Consider the following 18,657-nt stretch of genomic DNA (forward strand, 5'->3'; position numbering starts at 1 on the left):
AAAATGGGACTGAAAGGGAAGAGTCTCAATAAGAATGGAGGAAAAATATGAGTAAGATAGTATTAGCTTTGGGTGGTAACGCCCTAGGAAGTACTCCAAATGAACAAAAAGAAGCAGTAAAAACGACTGCCCAATCCATTGTGGATTTAATTGAAGCGGGCAATGAAATTATCGTTTCTCATGGAAATGGACCGCAAGTCGGAATGATTAACCTTGCTATGGACGTTTCTGCAAAAACTGATGCCGGCACACCTGAAATGCCATTCCCTGAATGTGGGGCTATGAGTCAAGGTTATATTGGCTTTCATTTGCAAAATGCCATTGAAAATGAGTTAAATAAACGTGGTGTTGACAAAGCTGTTGCATCAGTGATTACTCAAGTTGTGGTAGATAAGGATGACCCAGCCTTTGATAATCCAACTAAACCAATTGGCGCTTTCTATAGTGAAGAGGAAGCTCAAGCCCTAAGTGACAAAGGATTTGCAGTGAAAGAAGATGCAGGTCGGGGTTACCGTCGGGTGGTAGCTTCACCTAAGCCTATCGATATTGTTGAAAAGGCCTTTATCCAAGATGCTTTTGACCAAGGTAATATTATTGTTGCTGCCGGTGGTGGTGGCATACCAGTAGTTGAAGCAGAAGACGGTTATGACGGGGTCCCAGCTGTCATTGATAAAGATTTTTCAAGTGCTAAATTAGCTGAACTCGTTGAAGCCGATTTGTTGATTATTTTAACCGCGGTAGAAAAAGTGGCAATCAACTTTGGTAAAGAAAATGAAGAATGGCTGGATGAATTGAGTGTCGACCAAGCCAAAGAATATACTGAAGCCGGTGAGTTTGCTGAAGGCTCAATGAAGCCAAAAATTGAGGCTGCTCTAGGCTTTGTGGAATCAAAACCAGGTAATCAAGCCATTATCACCTCCTTAGAAAAAGCTGAAGAAGGTATTAAAGGCCAAAATGGTACCTTAATTAAATAAAAAAACAATAACTAAGCCCTCCTAGCTCTTTTGTTGAGCCAGGAGGGCTTTTTGTTTTCTATAATAAATTTTTAACGGCTTGGTAGATGTAACGAGCGACGTAGGGATTATTCATGGTGTAAAGGTGGATCCCATCTACGCCATGGCTAATCAGGTCAACAATTTGATCAATGGCATAGGCCAGACCAGCATCGCGTAGAGCTAGGGGGTTGTCTTGATATTTCTCCATAGCGCGACGGAATTTATCAGGAATTTGTACGCCACAAATCCGAGCCATGTTTTCAATTTGCTTTTTATTGGTGACTGGCATAATCCCGGCTTCAATGGGAACATTGATGCCGGCTAGGTCAGCCCGTTCCAGGAAACGGTAAAAATAATCGTTATCTAAGAAGAGTTGGCTGATTAATTGGTCACTACCGGCATCAACTTTTTCTTTGAGATAGCGGATATCGGTAATAGGGTCAGGTGAATCCACATGGCCTTCTGGATAGCAGGCCGCAAGAATATTGAAATCGTATTTTGACTTGATGTAGCGAATGAGGTCAGCCGCGTAGGGAAAATCTTCTTTGGGGCTTTGACCAGGCTTAGGATCGCCCCGCAAGACTAGGATATTTTCGATATTTGTCGCTTGTAATTCAGCTAACTTGTCATCAATACTGCCCCGGCTTTCATACAAGCAGGGCAGGTGGATGATACTTTCAATCCCATAATTTTTGATTAAAGAGGCGATCTCAATACTTTTTAGGCGGTTATCACTACCCAAGGCTCCGCAGGTCACACTGATGGCATCGGGATCGAGTTCTTTTAAACCATCTAAGGTTTTATAGATGCTAGATGAAGACGATTTGGCATTGGGGGGGAAGACCTCATAAGTGAAGAGGGTCTTGCCCTTAAACAATTCCTTGGTTTTCATGACGCAACTCCTTTGTTGCTTGGACTAAGTGCTTGAGGCTTGCTTGGGTTTCTTTTTCGCCCCGGGTTTTTAAACCGCAATCGGGATTGACCCAAAGTTTTTCAGGCTTAACTTTTTCAAGCATTTTATCCAAGGCTTCCTTGATTTCACCGACACTAGGAATCCGTGGGGAATGAATATCGTAGACTCCAGGACCTACTTCGGTAGTGAAGTGATTTTCTTTTAAGGAATCCAAAATTTCTAAGTTAGAACGTGAGGCTTCAAAGGTAATCACATCAGCATCCATGGCATCGATGGCTGGGATGATATCGGTGAATTCGCTATAGCACATGTGGGTATGGATCTGAGTTTCCTTGTGACAGCCACTGTGAACGAGGCGGAAGGCTGGAATGGCCCAGTCGAGATATTCTGTGTACCAGTCACTTTGCCGGAGTGGCAGTTTTTCCCGCAGGGCAGCTTCATCAACTTGGATGATGCGGATGCCATTAGCTTCTAAGTCAAGCACTTCATCACGGATGGCTAGGGCTAGTTGCAAGGTTGATTCCTTAACAGAGATATCTTCTCGAGGGAAGGACCAGTTAAGGATAGTTACGGGACCAGTTAACATCCCTTTCATTGGTTTCCTGGTGAGGGATTGGGCATAAACTGACCAGGAAACAGTCATTGATTGAGCACGTGATACATCGCCCCAGATAATTGGTGGTTTGACACAGCGGGTACCATAGGACTGAACCCAGGCTTTTTCAGTGAATAAGACCCCATTTAACTGTTCACCAAAGTATTCGACCATGTCATTTCTTTCAAATTCCCCGTGAACTAGAACATCTAGCCCCAGCTCTTCTTGCAGGTGGACGGTATCTTTAATTTTCTCTTTGAGGAAGTTTTGATAGTCTGCTTGGCTTATTTCGCCGTTTTTAAAGGCCTTGCGCTTCAGCTTAACTTCCTTGGTTTGAGGGAAAGAACCGATAGTTGTTGTTGGAAAGAGAGGTAAGTTAAAGAATGCTTTTTGAGCTTTTTCTCTCTCGTCGAAAGGTATTGAGCGTTGGTAGGCTGTTTGGGGGATAGCTGCTAGACGTTCTTGCACCTTAGGATCATAACTGTCAGGCCGATCGGTAAAGAGGGCTTGGTTGGCTTGGAAACGAGGGTCATTATGAAAATCTGTGTCAATTAACTGACTGAGGTCATTTAATTCGCCAAGTTTTTCTTCAGCAAAGGCAAAATGTTTTTGATATTTCTCTGCTAGGGCGCTTTCGTTTTCCAAGCTATAGGGAACATGGAGTAGGGAACAAGAAGTGGAAAGAACAAGATCGATTCCTTGACTCTTGAGGTCTTTAATCAGGGCAAGGGAACTTTGGTAGTTATTGCGCCAAATATTTTTCCCATTGACTAGACCTAAAAAGAGGGTTTTATCTTTGGGGAAGCCGTAGTGTTCGACCAATTCTTGGCTCTTCTTCCCTTCAATAAAGTCTAAACCGATACCATCAATCGCTAAGTTGGTGAGTTCTTGATAAACATCTCTTACGTCGCCAAAATAGGTATTGACGAGGACCTTGAGCTGGTCTTTTTGGCTAAGTAAGCCCTGGTAGAGGTCCTTGAATAGTTTGATGTCTTCATGAGTTAAGTCATGGACTAGATAAGGCTCATCCAGTTGCAACCATTGGATCGCTTCTGTATTAAGCAGTTTTACGAGATCTTGGTAGGCAGTAATAAGGCCAGTGAGAAAATCTTGGGCTTGGCTTTGACCGCGGTAACGGGATAGTTTTAAAAGGGTGAAGGGCCCAGGGAAGACCACTTTGCCGCTAATTTTCAAGGCTTTGGCTTCTTCAATAATTGCCTTGAGGCGTTCAGTGTGGAAGCGAATTTCAGTGTCCTTATCGAACTCAGGCACAATGTAGTGGTAGTTGGTATTGAACCATTTTTTCATAGCTAGGGCTTTCACGTCGCCAGCTGGTCCTTGATAACCCTTAGCCAAGGCAAAATAAGTATCGAGATCAGAGAGCTCGAGTTCTTGGTAACGTTTAGGGATAATATTCAATTGGAAAGCAGCATCCAAGAGGTTATCATAGTAGGAAAAATCATTAACGGGAATAAAGTCGATGCCTGCTTGAGCTTGCTTAAGCCATTGATCTTTACGGATAGCTTGGGCGGTTGCTTCGAGCTCGTCGACGGTAATTTCTTGGCGGAAATATTTTTCAGTGGCAAATTTTAGTTCTCTAAGTCGTCCTACACGAGGGTAGCCTATCAGGGATGTTTTCATTATCTATCACTCCTAAAAATTAAAAATTAATTTACAAAATCTCCTTTTTTCACTTGTATAGGAGTATAGCTAAATCCCAGCCTGGGGTGTTAATATGCATTTCACATAAAAGGTGATCGAAATTCTAAAAGTTTGATATTATTTTTTTATTTATAAAGAAGTTTCATAGAAAAATTATTTTTGAAGAGCGATTCGTTGATTAAAAGTTCGGTACTGTGGAAGCAAAGAAATTGTTTCCATTAAAGCTTTAAAAAATGAAATCATGGCCATATTTTGTGCTATAATTCTAATCAGTGAACTATATCTTGTATTTGCTGAGAACTTTTGTAGGGGGAATTCTTTACAAAAGTCTTTTACTTTGCACTTTTTAATTAAGGAGTAGTCTATTGAAATATCGTGATTTAACCTTGCTTGCTATCGAAGAAATGTTTCCTCTTGGACTCACTAAGCAAAGAGCAGAAGAAGATTACTTGGTCTTTGCCTGTGATAGTTCAGCTAGTATCGGTGAGAAGCCTAATGACCAATTAGCCTCTCCTAATCCCTTAACCGCTCAAACTGCCTTACGGGTGCCCTTGATTGAGCTTAGGGCAGTGAATGCGGAACCGGTCTTGGCATTTTATTTGGTTAATAATGAAATGAATCCCACGGGATTGGCCTATCAAGAAGGTTTTCAAGCGGAACTCAAGCGGGCCGGTTTTCCCCATATCCAAGTCAATGGGTCCACTGAAGAGAATATGGTAACTTCCATGTCCGCTTTGGGCGTGGTCCTGATGGGAAAAGCAGCAAACAATGAAGGCTTATGGATTAAACGGGTTGTTAGCGGTGACCGGGTCTTTCAATTAAAACGTCCCCGCTGTGGCCAAGCCGTCCTCGATGAGATGGATAAACTCGTTTCTTATCAGGACATTGACCTGTTACTGAGTCGCCCGGACTTGGTTCATGAAATTTGTCCAATCGGGTCTAAGGGAGCCCTGAATGAAGCGGGACAGGTGGCTGACTGTAACCAATTAAGCTTTAAGGCTAATCCCCAAGGGGAAGACTTAGCTATCCACCAAGATTCAGCCGGGCCAGCGACCGCCCTGGTCGTTGTAGGGACCGACCAATTAGGAAGCTTCTTAGTGGATCATTTTGAGGAAGTTTATGACCTGGGAGAGATGGTTTAAGATGGGGAAAATTATTCTAATATCTGGGGCGGCCAAGAGTGGTAAGACCCAATTGGCTGAAGAAATGGCCCTGGCTTCTTCCGCTAAGCGTCTTTGCTATATCGCCACCCAGGCCAACCAGCATACGGATAAGGAGATGCAACGACGTATCTTGGCTCACCAGGCCAAGCGGTCAGCTCGTTTTGAAACGGTTGAACGCTTTCAAGATTTACCGGCTTGGATAGCTAGTCAGTCTTATGATGGTTACCTAGTCGATTGTGTGACTCTCTGGCTAACTAATCTTTTCTTCGCTTATTTAGAAAAGCAGGGGACCAGCCCAGAAGACTTTGACCAGAAGATCGCAAGCCTTAATGCTGAAGAGATTAGCGCTATTTCTGACTATTTCCAAAAAGAAGTTGCTGACCTGCTTCTAGCGGCTCAAGAGACTTCTGCCAGCTTATGGTTGGTAACTAATGAAACCGGTTGGGGCGTGACCCCGGCTAGCCAGCTGGGCCGCTTATTTGTTGATTTTTACGGCCAAGTCAACCAGCAACTGGCTGCTGCTAGTGATGAGGTCTACTTAGCCATTATGGGACTAAAAAAACAGGTGAAGCCATGATTAAAGTTTTAATCATTTATTTTCAATTTTTTACCCGGATTCCTATTCCTATTGCCGTCGACCATCCGCTAGAGCGCTACCGTCAGGGGATCTATTTACTACCGCTTTTTGGGGCCTTGCTCTTTAGTCTCTTGGCTTTCATTTATGCTCTCCTGGCTTATGTGTTACCGATCCATGTCGTTTGGTTACTAGTCCTTATTTTTGAGACGATAATCACCGGTGGCTTTCATATGGACGCCTTGGCTGATACTTGTGATGGGATCTTCTCAGCGCGAAAAAAAGAGGATATGTTACGGATTATGAAGGATTCACGCTTAGGGGCCTTTGGTGGCATTGCCTTGATCTTTTATTATTTGTTATACTACGTGCTTGGGAGTGAGGTCCTAAATGGCCTTCATGGATTAGTATCTCAGATAGGATTGATTATTAGTCTGGGAGTGATTTCCCGCGCCATGCTTGCCCTAGGCCACTGGCAGCTGGTTTATTCAGGCTACAACCCCAATGGTATGGGAAAAATGATGGTAGGGACCCCCAAATGGGGAATCTTACTGGGCCAATTGTTAACGCTGGTGATCTTGTTTTTCATTATTGGTGTCAAGGCGCTCTTGGCCTATGGGCTAACCACGGTAGTTGTCCTCTTCTACCGCCGCCATATTTATCATCTCTTAGGCGGCATGAGCGGGGACACGGTGGGGTGTATGGGGCCTTTGAGTGAGATCACATTTCTTTTAGGTTTACTGGCTTTAGGAGGGCTTTGATGGAGCTTTATTTAGCGCGGCACGGCCAAAGTGTTCGCAATGTTGACGGTCAATTTTATGGCAGACTGGACCCGCATTTGACCCCACTGGGACAACAACAAGCCCAGGCTTTGGGACAGGCACTAAGCGGAAAAAGAATTGACCGTTTAGTAACCTCTAGGATGCAGCGGACCCAAGAAACTGCCCAGATTATTGCAGACAGCTTAAAAGCTGAAAATAATTTCCAGGCCTTTCCCTGGACCCAGGAAGCTGATCTGAATGAACGTGATTTGGGTGTCTGGGAAGGCAAAACGGCCCAAGAAATTGAAGCCCTGGATCCTAAGACCTGGTGGGAATATATTGACCAACCCTTTCTTACTACTCCAGCTGAGGCAGAAAGCTATTTTGCCTTTAGAGACCGGGTCTTAAGGGCCTTATTTAGAGTCTTTAGCTCTGCTAGTGATGAGGGAAGCTATTTTTTACTGGGGCACCATGGGTGGCTGCGCTTATTGGTCAGCCGGCTCTTAAATTTGGAAGTGAAATATTTTGATTGTCACTTTACCCAGGGAAAGATTTATCGCTATGCGATTGACCTAACTTTATTTTTGGACCGGCTAATCGAGGCTATTGAAGAGGGGGATGAAGGATGCCAAAACATGGTGGAAATTTAAAGGAGCTTAGCCAGGTAATGGAAAGGGATATGACCCAGGCCTTGGACTTTTCCGCCAATATTAACCCCCTCGGCTTACCCCAAGCCTTTAAGGAGGCCATCGTTTCCCATTTGGATCAGTTAGATCGCTATCCGGATTACAACTATCGGGATTTACGCCAAGCACTGGCGGACTTCTATCAAGTGTCCGATGACCACTTACTGGTGGGCAATGGGGCGGCAGAATTGATTGATCTTTTGGCCTTTGCCTTGCCTTATCCCATGGTGACCATTGAACCTTGTTTTAATGAGTACGCAGCTAGTGCTAAGAAGTACCAGCGCCCACATTGGTCCTATCTGACCCAGGCAGAAAATGATTTTACCCTTGACTTAGAAGATTTTTGGCCCTGGTTAGATAGCCACCGCAAGCAGGAGGCGGACCAAGAAGCTGGGAATAGGGCTTTTTCAGTCTGGCTCTGCCAGCCTAATAATCCCACTGGGTCCTTATATGAGTTCAACTTATTGAGGGATTTATTAAAGGGTATCAGCGACAGGGGTGGTTATTTAGTGGTGGATGAATCTTTTATTGATTTCCTGCCTGACCAAGACAACTATTCGCTGTTAGGACAAGTAGAAAGGGAAGAAAAGCTGGTGATCATTCGCTCCCTAACTAAGTTCTATGCCATGCCTGCCTTGCGCTTAGGAGTAGCCATGACCAGTAAGCAGACCCTCTTGGATGACTTAAAAGCGGCTCAACTGACTTGGTCAGTTAATGGCTTGGCGGAAGTCTGTGGCCAGAAAATGCCTGACTTAACCCCTTATCGCCAGGCATCTTTGAATTATTTAGCTGCTGCTAAAAAAGAATTGCAGGCAGGCCTGGAAAGCTTTCCAGCTTTGAAAGTCTTTCCTAGTGCAGCTAACTTCTTTTTAATCCAAGGGCCTAAAGACCTGGCCCAAAACTTACTGGAAAAGGGCATTGTTTTGCGACAGACCGCTGATTTCAAGGGCCTGGGACCTGGTTACTACCGATTGGCTGTTCGGACTAAGGAAGAAAACCAGGCTTTACTTCAAGCCTTGGCTGATATTTTATGAGTGAATTAAAGAAAGAGAGGTAAAGGATGCTTGCTATTTATCGTTTGCTGGCCTTCCTGTTAGACCTATGGCTGGCTGATCCCCCAAACTGGCCTCACCCGGTTAAATTCTATGGCCGCTTTATTCGTGGTTATGAGAGAGTTAGCCAGTTCGACAAGAAAAAGCCGATGACCCAAACTTTTTTAGGTGGGGTCTTAGTCTTCTTGCTCTTAATTATCATTTTGTTGGTTAGCTCCCTCATACTCTATGGAGCTAAGCGCTTGTCGCCCATTCTCTATGCGCTTGTATGGATCTATCTCACCTATACCTGTTTTGCTGTCAAGGGATTAGCTGATGAGGCTAATGGAGTCTTAGAGGCGATGAAGAAAGGTGGCCTACAGGCGGGACGTCAACAACTGAGTCGGATTGTCGGGAGAGAAACTAGTCAGCTCAGTGAGGAAGAAGTTTACCAAGCCGTCATTGAGACTGTTGCTGAGAACTTAAGTGATGGCTTTGCAGCCCCCTTATTTTACGTGATCTTATTTGGCCCGGTGGGTGGGCTCCTCTATAAGGGAATCAATACTTTAGATTCGATGATTGCCTACTTAGATGACCGTTATCAGTATTTTGGTTACTTTGCGGCTAAGTTGGATGATTTAGCAAATTATATTCCAGCCCGGCTTACTTGCCTTTTGATTGTTTTAGCTAGTGGCCTTTTGGGCTTAGATATGGCTGGTGCTTGGAAGATCAGTTTTCGGGATGGCCGCGCCCACCGCAGCCCCAATGCGGGTTATCCAGAAGCAGCAGCTGCTGGGGCCTTGGGTATTCAGCTAGGTGGAACCCATGTCTACCATGGCCAGCCCATTGAAAAACCGACCATTGGAGACCCACAAAAGTTGATCGGTCCCCAGCAAGTGAAAGCCAGCATCGCCTTATTATATACCAGTGCCAGTCTAGCCATGGCTTTGTCGATGTTAATGATGCTCATTAGTAGCTGATAGCCGCTAAGCCATGCTTTAGGATAAGCTGGATTCGTCCAGCGAAAAAAACAAAAATGAAATGAGGATTACTTATGAAAAATTTACATGCCAATATTTTAACTGCCTTACTTTTAGCTATTGCAACTATTGGAGCCAATGTTCACTTTCTAGGCAGTATTGCCTTAGACTCTTTTCCTGCCTTTTTAGGGGCGATTATTCTAGGACCAGGCTATGGGTTCTTGCTGGGGCTTCTTTCTCATGGCTTGACCGCTCTCTTATCAGGTTTCCCGCTGACCCTACCTGCCCATATTATTATTGGAGTAATGATGGGTCTTACCTGTTCAGTCTATGGCTATCTACGGGGAAAGGCTGGGAAGTCCATAGGAAAAATTCTGTTCAGTGATGCTGTTGCCTTAGTGTTTAATGTTTTACTGGCCCAATTAGCCCTCATTCCACTACTCGGTAGGCAAGCAATTTTAGCTATGGTAACGGGTGGGTTATTACTGACCTTATTAATTGCTAGTGTGGTTAACTTAGTATTGGCTGAAGTGGTTTATATAAGCCTCCCTGCTAAGTTCTTTAACCCATTTATGAAGAGAAAGACAAAATAGAGGAGTATCAAATGCATGCGAAGCTTACTGAAAGCGCTATTGACTAGCTTGCTATGTCTTTTCTTGGTCGCTTGTCAAGTTGATCAAGCGAAAAGTAGCGATCAGAATCAAGCAAGTACCCGCTCAGCCAATCAGATCCATTTTCCAGCCAAGTATCCCTTAACAACCCTGGATAATCAAAAGGCCAATGACATTACCAGCCTGACCTACGCTAGCCAGGTCTTTGACGGGCTTTATTGGCAGGATGAAAATAATGAATTACAGCCTAACCTGGCCCAGGATTTTCCTGAAATTTCCCCAGATGGCCTGACCTACCGGATTAGCCTGCGCCAGGATGCTAAGTGGGAAAATGGGCAGCCAGTCACGGCCCATGACCTTGTCTATAGCTTTAGACGTTTAGTCAATCCCAAGATAGCAGCTCCCTATGCCAATTTAGCAGGGGGAATCCAAGGGGCAAAGGCCATTATGGCCGGGCAAGCCCCCCTGGACCAACTCGGAGTCAAGGCCTTGAATGACTATCAATTAGAAATCCAACTCGACTATCCCAATCCCAATTTCACCAAGCTGTTAGCCTTTACGCCTTTTTATCCTGTCAATGAGGCCTATGTTAAGGCTCAGGGAGACCAGTACGGTCAGGATAGTGACCATGTCTTAGGGAATGGCCCCTTTGTGATTGAGAACTGGCAGGCAGGCCAAGACCAGTGGGACTTGCGCAAGAGTGACCAGTATAACCGCCACTCAATCGCTATAGATGGAGTCAAAGTTCAGGTGATTAAGGAAGAAAACACTGGAGTCAATTTATTTGAATCGGGACAACTCGACCAAATGCCCCTCCATGGTCAAATTGCCAAAAATTACCAAGCCAAAGGGGAGGGGACTTTACAAGTCAAGGCCTGGACCGACTATTTGGAGTTTAACCACCAGAATCCCGATTTAGCTCAAGTTGACCTGCGACGTGCCATTGCCTATGCTATTGACAGTCGTTCGGTTGAAGACCTCATTGGTGGAGGGGCTCAGGCCTTAAACACCTTTGTTCCTAGCCACTTAGTGGTTGACCCGGCGACGGGGGAAGATATCACCGACAGTCCGGCTATGGATGCTTGGTACGACTTGGACCAAGCCCAAGAGTCTTTTGACCGCTATAAGACGGCGAATCAGAAGCAGAACTTGACACTTACCCTCTTGGCTAATGATGATGAGAATAGCCGCAAATTATCTGAATACTTAAAGGAAACTCTCGAGCAAGCCCTTGACGGCTTAAGCATCGAGTTGCAAAATGTGCCCAAGAAAAATCGGATTGACCGTATGAACCGTCAAGACTTTGATTTTGCCTTGACTGCTTGGGGGGCAGACTATGATGATCCCCTGGCTTATTATCAAAATTTGAAAAGTGACAATTCCTTCAATCGCGGGCGATATCAAAATCCTGAGTTGGATCGGTTGATCACTGACCTTGCTTTCCCTTATAATCAAGATCGAGACTGGCCTTACCAAGTGGCCCAAAAAATTGAAGAATTAATCAAAAATCAAGCCGTTGTGGTGCCGCTCTACCAACAAAATGAATGGCATCTCAGGAGCGATCGGGTTCAAGGAATTATCTACCGCCCCATTGGACCCGAAGTTGATTTTCGATTAGCTTCCATTCAAAGTAATTAAATACTATCGAAGTCCTCCCTTTTATTACTGGGGAAGTCGGTGCGAGTCCGACGCAGTCCCTATGCTACTGTGTTTACTTTAAGGTATCAGTCAGAATGCCAGTAATAAAAGGAAGTTTTATTTATGTCTCAGGGTTTGATAAATAAGGCGAAAAAGGGCTGTCATTTTTGCGTGCGATAAATGATTAAAAAACGATTATTGAGCAAACCCTGATTTGTTGAATAATCGTTTTTTCTGTTAGGAGGACTTGGCATTGAAGATATGCATTGTTTACAGTAGCTTGCGAGGCAATACCGAAGCCGCGGCATTTATCCTGGCCTCCTTCTTGGAAGACCTGGGCTTAAGGGCCCAATTAGTGGGAGCTGATGCCTATGACTATGAGGCCCTCTTAGATGTCGATGGCTTAGCCATTGGTTCCTATACCTATGGCAACCATGCCGAAATCCCTGAAGAGTTATTAGACCTTTACGAAGACCTGCCTGATTTGATCCAAGCCAACCCTAAATTAAAGCAGGCCCTGGCCGTCTTTGGTTCTGGCGACCGGGACTATCCCATTTATGCCAAGGCCGTGGATGACTTTGCAGAAATGATTGAAAAAAGTGGGGGACACTTACTAGCGCCAGGAGTAAAAATTGATGGTTATCCCGATTACGATGAAGAAGTTCAGGGCCTAGCTGCTATTGCCCAGGCCTTTTTACAAATTGAAAGGGGGAATAAACGATGAAAGCCTTAATGATTGCCGGCGCGACGAGTAATGTGGGGAAGACGACCTTGACTTTAGGTTTGATTCAAGCCTTGATTAAGCGGGGACTCAAGGTCCAACCCTACAAGGTGGGCCCGGACTATATTGACACCCGTTTCCACCAAGAGATCAGCCAACGTCCCTCAATTAATTTGGACCAATTTTTAGTCCCTGATGACCAGGTCTTAAGAGCTCTCTATACCCGTCACCTAGCAGGCAGTGATATTGCCGTAGTTGAGGGGGTCATGGGCCTCTTTGATGGCTTTGGGTCTGACGCTCTTAATGCCTCCAGTGCCGGGATTGCTAAGGCCTTAGATATTCCCATTCTCTTAGTCATTGAAGGGCGGTCCATGTCGACCTCAGCGGCAGCCATGGTCAAGGGCTATCTCAGTTTGATTCCTGGTCTCAATATTATCGGTATCTTGGTTAATCGGGTGGCTTCAGAAAGTCATTACCAATTAATCAAAAATGCCATTGAACGTTATAATGATGTGCCCGTTCTTGGCTATCTCCCCCGTAATGAAGTATTCTCCCTGCCTTCCCGCCACCTCGGTCTGGCCCTTGAAGAAGCAAATAACCATTTAGTTGACCAAGTCAGCCAAGTGGCAGAGGCTATGGAAGAAAGTATCGCTATTGATGACATTTTAAAGCGTTGTCAATTGGACCCGGCTAAACTTAAAGAGGCCCAAGCAGCCATTGACTCTAGTCTGGCTCCTTTTGAAAAGACCGACCAGGAGTCTCCTTTTAAGGTGGCCTATGCCTATGATGAAGCCTTTTCCTTTTACTATCCTGATAATTTAAACTTATTAGAAAAGCGGGGTGGCCAGCTTCAAAGCTTTAGCCCCCTGCATGACCAGGTCCTACCCGATGCGGACCTTTATTATATCGGCGGGGGCTTTCCCGAACTCTACGCCGACACTTTATCTAAAAACCAAGCCATGCGCACTGCCCTCTTAAAGGCCCACCAAGCTGGCAAGGCTATTTTGGCAGAGTGTGGGGGCCTCATGTATTTAGGGAGTCGCTTTGTTAAGGATGATAAAGACTATCCCATGGTGGGGATTTTTCAAGGGCAGAGTCAAATGACAGACCGTTTACGCCGTTTTGGCTACTGCACCATGTCCCTTACAAGCGATTCCTTTTACGGCCAAGCCGGAGATGAGGTGAGGGGCCATGAATTTCATTATTCCACCTTTACCAGTCCAGAAAGAAGGATTGGGAACTTATACAAGGACCGCGATGGCAAGCGGGTCAAGGAATGGCAAGGGGGATTTCAAAAAGATAAGACCTATGCGGCCTACCAACATGTACACTTTTACCAAGACCCCAAACTTATTGACCAAATGATTAACTGGATGAAGGAGGACTAGAGATGGCTTATATTAAAAAACCTGAACGCATCACTGACCGTTCATTTGAAATTATTGATGCGGAAATCAAACGTGACTTTCCTGACTTTCACTTTCAAAATGAACTCGAGGAGCGCATTATTAAGCGGGCCATTCATACTTCAGCGGACTTTGACTATTTACACAACCTGGTCTTTGACCGCCAAGGCGCTCAAGTGGTCCAAGAAGTGATTCGTTCTGGCGGGCATTTGATTACCGATACCACTATGGCCCAGTCGGGGATTAATAAGCGGATTTTAAGGGAACTTGGTACTGAAACCCACTGCTTTATCCGTGACCCAAGAGCCTATCAGATTGCTGAAGACAAGGGGATTACCCGGTCCATGGCAGCCATTGAATTAGCTGCCCAGCTGGAGGGCCCCAAAGCCTTTGTGGTAGGGAATGCTCCAACGGCGATTTATAAGATCCTCGAGATGATTGACGCGGGACGTTTACAAGCAGAAGCTGTGGTGGGGGTGCCGGTAGGTTTCGTCGGAGCTGCTGAATCCAAGCAAGCCCTCCATGACTATCCCATTCCTAGCATTGCAGCTTTAGGCCGTAAAGGCGGATCTAATGTGGCGGCTGCTATTATTAATGCTATCCAATATGATATTAAAGATACCATCTATCAAAATTAAGCAGGTCAAGTAGTCAAATAGACAGGGAAAGCGAGCTGAAACGAGATGAAAGAAACAGGTTATTTATCTTACAACGGAAAGCGCCTGCGGATGGGTTATACCACGGGAACCTGCGCCACCGCAGCGACCATGGCAGGTGTGGAAATGTTACTGACCCAAAAACCAGTCCACCAAGTGCAATTAAAGACACCGGCTGGAGTGGACCTCGTTTTAGAAATTGACCACTGTCAGCTTAGCCAAGACCAGGCCTCTTGTTCGGTGGTCAAAGATGGTGGCGATGACGCCGATGCCACCGATGGTTTGGATATTTATGCAACCGTGACCCGTCGCCAGGATAGTCAGATCACCCTGGATGGTGGCCAAGGGGTAGGTCGGGTGACCAAACCTGGCTTAAAAATTGAGCCTGGTCATGCGGCCATTAATCCCACTCCTAGAAAAATGATCCAGGAAGCTGCCCGCCAACTCTTGGGGCCCGACCAAGGGGTTGACATCGTGATTTCAGTACCAGGAGGAGAGGAGACCGCTAAGGCGACCCAAAACCCCCAACTAGGTATCTTAGGTGGGATTTCTATCCTGGGAACTTCGGGGATCGTTCGCCCTATGTCGGAAGATACCTGGAAAGAATCGATCACCTTAGAAATGCAGCAAAAGAAGGCTTTAGGACTAGATAAGTTAATTTTAACGCCGGGAAATTATGGCAATGACTTTATCGCTGAACACACCCATTTGAATCCTGATTATATTGTGCAGATGAGTAATTTCGTGGGCTATGTCTTATTAGAGGCCATGCGGATTGGTTTTACTGATATCCTACTGGTTGGCCACTTGGGTAAATTTATTAAAATTGCAGGGGGAATCTTTTCCACTCATTCCAAGGATGCTGATGCCAGAAACGAAATCATGCTGGCTAACTTGGCCCTTTTAGGAGCCCCCCTAGACTTATTAGAGGCTGTTAATGAGGCCATTACCACAGAAGCCCAGGCTGAACTCATCTTAGAAGCAGGCTATGGCCAAGTTTACCAAGTCATTGTGGATAAAATTAAGGCCAGGGTCTTAAAGCTCTTCAAATTCCGGGCTCCCGATATCCATGTGGAGGCCATTACTTTTCTCAGTGACCACGATGTTACCGTGATGACTAAACCTTTGGAAGAATTGGAGGCGATTTGGGGATGATTCATGTTATTGGTATTGGCCCGGGGCAGACGGATTATTTAGTCAACCGCGCTGTTGACTTATTAAATGACCTGCCCCATGTTTATGGGAGCCAGAGGCAGTTGGACTCCTTGAAGGACTATATTAAGGGGAAGTCCCATATTCTGGGCAAGCTGGGGGAACTTTTACCCCAAGTAAAGGCTCACCTGGAAAAGGGCGAAGATGTGGCAGTTCTGGCTTCTGGAGACCCCATGCTCTATGGGATAGGTAATTACCTTTACCGGAATTTACCCAATCAAGCCATCCGTATCCATCCCGGCATTTCTTCCCTCCAATATATTTTCTCCAGAACGGGTATGGCGATGAATGATGTCTACTTAACTTCTAGCCATGGGCGCGAGCCTAATATTGATTGGATCAGTCAATTTCCTAAAGTCGCCATGGTAACAGATGACAAGTGGGGGCCTTATCAAATTGCCCAAGCCCTTCTAAAGGAGGGCGGGGAGGAAGACCTTGCAGCTTGCCAGATGGTTATTGGAGAGAACTTATCTTATGACAATGAGCGGATCGAGAAACGGCCTTTGAGCCAAGTGGAAGACCGCGACTATGCGATGAATGTGGTGGTGATTTTAAATGAAAGATAGTTGTTTTATCCGGGGCAAAGTCCCCATGACCAAGGCCCCCATCCGGGCGGTCGCCTTAGACCTCTTGGAATTACACCAAGCCCAACGCTTTTTGGATATTGGTGCCGGGACCGGGAGTATTTCCCTACAAGCCGCCCAAGAATATCCTGATTTAGCTGTTTATGCCATTGAACATAAAGAAGCGGCGGTGGACTTAATCAAAGAAAACCGGGCCCACTTTGGATTGAAAAATTATCAGGTCTTCTTAGCGGAAGCGCCTATGAATGAAGACTTGGGGCACTTTGATGCCATCTTTATTGGCGGTAGTGGGGGCAAGTTAGTGGAAATTATTGACTGGGCCCATGAGCTCTTGAAGCCAGGAGGTCGTTTGGTATTGACCTTTATCCTAATGGAAAACGCTAATAAGGCTATTACCCATCTTGAGGGCGGACCCTGGCAAGACTTAGAGGTCCAAACTCTCCAAGCAGCCACCAGGAAAACCATGGGACCGGGCCACTATTTCAAGCCCTTTAATCCCACCACCATTATTTCTTGTAAGAAGTAAATAAGAGCGAATTGAACAGAAAGGTTGTTAATTATGGCTAAAGTAACTTTTGTGGGCGCAGGCCCCGGCGATGTGGAGCTCATTACCCTAAAGGGCTATAAGGCGCTAGCCCAAGCCGACCGGGTCATTTATGCTGGTTCACTCATCAACAAGGACCTGCTCGACTATTGTAAGAATGGGGCAGAAACTTATGACAGTGCCAAGTTAGACCTTAATGAAATCCTAGACCTGATTGAAGAAGCCATCGCCCAAGATAAAGAAGTGGTCCGTTTACACACGGGCGATGCTTCCCTCTATGGGTCGATCCGGGAGCAAATTGAAGAATTAAAGAAACGCCAAATTGACTTTGCTGTTATTCCCGGGGTATCTTCCTTCTTAGGAGCAGCTGCAGCCATTGGTACTGAATATACCGTTCCAGAGGTCAGTCAAAGCCTGATCATTACCCGGATGGCGGGACGGACACCCGTTCCCGAAAAAGAAAATTTACGGTCCTTAGCCAGTCACCAAACTTCCATGGCTATCTTCCTCTCAGTTCAAAATATCCAGGGCGTAGTGGAAGAGTTGTTGGCAGGCGGCTATTCAAAAGACACCCCAGCAGCGGTGATTTATAAGGCGACTTGGCCAGAAGAAAAGCAAGTGGTTGGCACTCTGTCTGACATTGCTGAAAAGACCCAAGCAGCTGGGATTAAGCTCACTGCTTTGATCTTAGTGGGGGACTTCTTAGGGAAAGAATTCTATTATTCCAAGCTCTACGATGCGGATTTTAGCCATGGCTTTAGAAACTAAGATCGATGCCCGCTTTTTAGAACGGATGCAGCGAGGCGAGGAAAATAAGCGGGTAGCCATTGTTACGATCACCCAAAAGGCCAGAGAATTGGGGCGGAAGATTAAAGCCGAATGCTTTCCGCAAGCTAAACTTTACGTGAGGACAACTGACCAGGCCCCTCTAGATTCTCATTACGACGAATACAGTCAAAGACAAGGCCGGGCGGTCCTTTCTCTCCAGGGTGCTTTTCAAGCAGCCGACCTAGTCATAGCTATCATGGCGACTGGGGTTGTGGTTCGAGCCTTGGCTCCAGTCATTGAAGATAAGATGACTGATCCAGCCGTCCTGGTTTTAGATGAAGGCGGTCAACATGTGATTAGTCTCTTAGCGGGCCACTTTGGTCGGGCTAACCACTATGCCCGTTTGCTGGCTAAAAGCCTCTCTAGCCAGGCAGTGATTACTACAGCAACCGATAGCCAAGGCCGGATCGGAATTGATGACCTGGCCTTTAACTATGGGGCCGTCTATAGTGATTTTAAGAAACAAACCCGGCGCTTTAACTTGCTGGTTGCCGAAGAGGCGCCTATTCTCTACTTAAATGAGACGGTATTCAATTTTCCCTCGCCTCCGGGTTATCAGACCCTGGCCAAAGGGAATTGCTCGGAGACAGCAGCAAAAACTAGCTCACTTGACCCCACTACTTTGGCAGCTTACCAAGGCCTAGTGCTGGTGACTAATCGCCAGAAAAGTTCTTTTAGCCTGCCCAAGGACCTGCCAGTGGTGAAAATGATTCCTCGCCGCTATATTTTAGGAATCGGGTGCCGTAAAAATACCCCTTATTCCTTACTCTTAGAGGAATTAGAGACTTTCCTCCAAGGGAAAAATTTGCGCTGGGAAAGTATTAAAACCGTGGTATCTATTGATCTGAAAGCAGAAGAAGACGCCATTTTACAACTAGCCAAGGACCACTACTTTAACTTTAAAACCTTCTCCAAGGAAGACTTACTAGCCTTCGAAAGCTACTATCCGGGTTCTGATTTTGTTAAAAAGGTGGTCGGCGTGAGTTCAGTTTCGCAGACGGCGGCTCATCTAGAATCCCAGGGCCATGTGGTTAGCGGGCGTTATGCCCATAAGGGAGTGACCTTTACCCTAGCTTATTATCAAGAAGAGGAGTAAT

Annotated in this window: 19 protein-coding genes; 17 read left to right on the forward strand and 2 right to left on the reverse strand. The window is 45.7% G+C overall.

Annotated elements, in window-relative coordinates; all coding sequences use genetic code 11:
- Positions 1-47: 47 nt before the first annotated feature.
- Positions 48-974, forward strand: a complete 927-nt coding sequence (gene arcC, locus AWM73_RS01225; protein ID WP_060777709.1) for a carbamate kinase — start codon at positions 48-50, stop codon at positions 972-974.
- Positions 975-1,032: 58 nt separating this feature from the next.
- Here arcC and AWM73_RS01230 read toward each other — a convergent pair whose 3' ends face one another.
- Positions 1,033-1,887 carry a methylenetetrahydrofolate reductase gene (locus AWM73_RS01230; RefSeq protein ID WP_060777710.1) on the reverse strand — a complete coding sequence of 285 codons (855 nt, stop codon included), beginning with the start codon at positions 1,885-1,887 and terminating at the stop codon, positions 1,033-1,035.
- Positions 1,865-4,144: a 5-methyltetrahydropteroyltriglutamate--homocysteine S-methyltransferase gene (gene metE, locus AWM73_RS01235; protein WP_060777711.1), complete on the reverse strand. Its 2,280-nt coding sequence runs from the start codon at positions 4,142-4,144 to the stop codon at positions 1,865-1,867. The genes AWM73_RS01230 and metE overlap by 23 nt, the downstream gene beginning before the upstream one ends.
- A gap of 386 nt (positions 4,145-4,530) precedes the next feature.
- Between metE and AWM73_RS01240 the strand changes: the two genes are divergently transcribed.
- From AWM73_RS01240 to AWM73_RS01315, 16 genes are all read left to right on the forward strand, one after another.
- On the forward strand, positions 4,531-5,307 hold the full coding sequence (locus AWM73_RS01240) for a hypothetical protein (RefSeq protein WP_060777712.1): 777 nt from the start codon (positions 4,531-4,533) through the stop codon (positions 5,305-5,307).
- 1 nt (position 5,308) lies between these two features.
- Positions 5,309-5,905, forward strand: coding sequence for a bifunctional adenosylcobinamide kinase/adenosylcobinamide-phosphate guanylyltransferase (gene cobU / locus AWM73_RS01245; RefSeq protein ID WP_060777713.1), 597 nt, complete (start codon positions 5,309-5,311; stop codon positions 5,903-5,905).
- Entirely contained in the window at positions 5,902-6,663 is a 762-nt protein-coding gene (gene cobS, locus AWM73_RS01250) for an adenosylcobinamide-GDP ribazoletransferase (protein WP_060777714.1), read from the forward strand. Before cobU ends, cobS begins: the two co-directional genes overlap by 4 nt.
- Positions 6,663-7,313 carry a histidine phosphatase family protein gene (locus tag AWM73_RS01255; RefSeq protein WP_060777715.1) on the forward strand — a complete coding sequence of 217 codons (651 nt, stop codon included), beginning with the start codon at positions 6,663-6,665 and terminating at the stop codon, positions 7,311-7,313. Before cobS ends, AWM73_RS01255 begins: the two co-directional genes overlap by 1 nt.
- Complete coding sequence (locus AWM73_RS01260) at positions 7,289-8,383, forward strand: pyridoxal phosphate-dependent aminotransferase (protein WP_060777716.1); 1,095 nt, start codon at positions 7,289-7,291, stop codon at positions 8,381-8,383. The genes AWM73_RS01255 and AWM73_RS01260 overlap by 25 nt, the downstream gene beginning before the upstream one ends.
- A gap of 26 nt (positions 8,384-8,409) precedes the next feature.
- Positions 8,410-9,360, forward strand: a complete 951-nt coding sequence (cbiB, locus tag AWM73_RS01265; protein WP_060777717.1) for an adenosylcobinamide-phosphate synthase CbiB — start codon at positions 8,410-8,412, stop codon at positions 9,358-9,360.
- Between the two features lie 74 nt (positions 9,361-9,434).
- Positions 9,435-9,953 carry an ECF transporter S component gene (locus AWM73_RS01270; protein WP_060777718.1) on the forward strand — a complete coding sequence of 173 codons (519 nt, stop codon included), beginning with the start codon at positions 9,435-9,437 and terminating at the stop codon, positions 9,951-9,953.
- Between the two features lie 15 nt (positions 9,954-9,968).
- The gene (locus tag AWM73_RS01275; RefSeq protein WP_060777719.1) at positions 9,969-11,609 is read left to right on the forward strand and encodes a peptide ABC transporter substrate-binding protein; all 1,641 of its coding nucleotides are present in this window, start codon (positions 9,969-9,971) and stop codon (positions 11,607-11,609) included.
- 253 nt (positions 11,610-11,862) lie between these two features.
- Entirely contained in the window at positions 11,863-12,333 is a 471-nt protein-coding gene (locus AWM73_RS01280) for a flavodoxin domain-containing protein (RefSeq protein WP_060777720.1), read from the forward strand.
- Entirely contained in the window at positions 12,330-13,718 is a 1,389-nt protein-coding gene (locus tag AWM73_RS01285; protein ID WP_060777721.1) for a cobyrinate a,c-diamide synthase, read from the forward strand. The genes AWM73_RS01280 and AWM73_RS01285 overlap by 4 nt, the downstream gene beginning before the upstream one ends.
- Before the next feature lie 2 nt (positions 13,719-13,720).
- Entirely contained in the window at positions 13,721-14,374 is a 654-nt protein-coding gene (locus tag AWM73_RS01290; protein WP_060777722.1) for a cobalt-precorrin-8 methylmutase, read from the forward strand.
- Positions 14,375-14,419: 45 nt separating this feature from the next.
- A complete protein-coding gene (cbiD, locus tag AWM73_RS01295; RefSeq protein WP_060777723.1) occupies positions 14,420-15,547 on the forward strand; it encodes a cobalt-precorrin-5B (C(1))-methyltransferase CbiD in 1,128 nt (375 codons plus the stop codon).
- Positions 15,544-16,170 (forward strand): precorrin-6y C5,15-methyltransferase (decarboxylating) subunit CbiE, encoded by a 627-nt coding sequence (gene cbiE, locus AWM73_RS01300; RefSeq protein ID WP_060777724.1) that lies wholly within the window; start codon positions 15,544-15,546, stop codon positions 16,168-16,170. Before cbiD ends, cbiE begins: the two co-directional genes overlap by 4 nt.
- Entirely contained in the window at positions 16,160-16,714 is a 555-nt protein-coding gene (locus AWM73_RS01305; RefSeq protein ID WP_060777725.1) for a decarboxylating cobalt-precorrin-6B (C(15))-methyltransferase, read from the forward strand. Before cbiE ends, AWM73_RS01305 begins: the two co-directional genes overlap by 11 nt.
- 33 nt (positions 16,715-16,747) lie before the next feature.
- Positions 16,748-17,500, forward strand: a complete 753-nt coding sequence (locus AWM73_RS01310; protein WP_060777726.1) for a cobalt-precorrin-4 methyltransferase — start codon at positions 16,748-16,750, stop codon at positions 17,498-17,500.
- Positions 17,484-18,656: a cobalt-precorrin 5A hydrolase gene (locus AWM73_RS01315; protein WP_158083602.1), complete on the forward strand. Its 1,173-nt coding sequence runs from the start codon at positions 17,484-17,486 to the stop codon at positions 18,654-18,656. The genes AWM73_RS01310 and AWM73_RS01315 overlap by 17 nt, the downstream gene beginning before the upstream one ends.
- The last annotated feature ends 1 nt before the right edge of the window (position 18,657 follow it).

The sequence above is a fragment of the Aerococcus urinae genome (assembly GCF_001543175.1).
In the GTDB taxonomy this organism is placed as follows: Bacteria; Bacillota; Bacilli; order Lactobacillales; family Aerococcaceae; genus Aerococcus; species Aerococcus urinae.

Coding starts and splice junctions, on each gene's coding strand:
- arcC (WP_060777709.1), top strand. CDS start 48: ATGAGTAAGATAGTATTAGCTTTGGGTGGTAACGCCCTAGGAAGTACT.
- AWM73_RS01230 (WP_060777710.1), bottom strand. CDS start 1,887: ATGAAAACCAAGGAATTGTTTAAGGGCAAGACCCTCTTCACTTATGAG.
- metE (WP_060777711.1), bottom strand. CDS start 4,144: ATGAAAACATCCCTGATAGGCTACCCTCGTGTAGGACGACTTAGAGAA.
- cobU (WP_060777713.1), top strand. CDS start 5,309: ATGGGGAAAATTATTCTAATATCTGGGGCGGCCAAGAGTGGTAAGACC.
- cobS (WP_060777714.1), top strand. CDS start 5,902: ATGATTAAAGTTTTAATCATTTATTTTCAATTTTTTACCCGGATTCCT.
- AWM73_RS01255 (WP_060777715.1), top strand. CDS start 6,663: ATGGAGCTTTATTTAGCGCGGCACGGCCAAAGTGTTCGCAATGTTGAC.
- AWM73_RS01260 (WP_060777716.1), top strand. CDS start 7,289: ATGCCAAAACATGGTGGAAATTTAAAGGAGCTTAGCCAGGTAATGGAA.
- cbiB (WP_060777717.1), top strand. CDS start 8,410: ATGCTTGCTATTTATCGTTTGCTGGCCTTCCTGTTAGACCTATGGCTG.
- AWM73_RS01270 (WP_060777718.1), top strand. CDS start 9,435: ATGAAAAATTTACATGCCAATATTTTAACTGCCTTACTTTTAGCTATT.
- AWM73_RS01275 (WP_060777719.1), top strand. CDS start 9,969: ATGCGAAGCTTACTGAAAGCGCTATTGACTAGCTTGCTATGTCTTTTC.
- AWM73_RS01285 (WP_060777721.1), top strand. CDS start 12,330: ATGAAAGCCTTAATGATTGCCGGCGCGACGAGTAATGTGGGGAAGACG.
- AWM73_RS01290 (WP_060777722.1), top strand. CDS start 13,721: ATGGCTTATATTAAAAAACCTGAACGCATCACTGACCGTTCATTTGAA.
- cbiD (WP_060777723.1), top strand. CDS start 14,420: ATGAAAGAAACAGGTTATTTATCTTACAACGGAAAGCGCCTGCGGATG.
- cbiE (WP_060777724.1), top strand. CDS start 15,544: ATGATTCATGTTATTGGTATTGGCCCGGGGCAGACGGATTATTTAGTC.
- AWM73_RS01305 (WP_060777725.1), top strand. CDS start 16,160: ATGAAAGATAGTTGTTTTATCCGGGGCAAAGTCCCCATGACCAAGGCC.
- AWM73_RS01310 (WP_060777726.1), top strand. CDS start 16,748: ATGGCTAAAGTAACTTTTGTGGGCGCAGGCCCCGGCGATGTGGAGCTC.
- AWM73_RS01315 (WP_158083602.1), top strand. CDS start 17,484: ATGGCTTTAGAAACTAAGATCGATGCCCGCTTTTTAGAACGGATGCAG.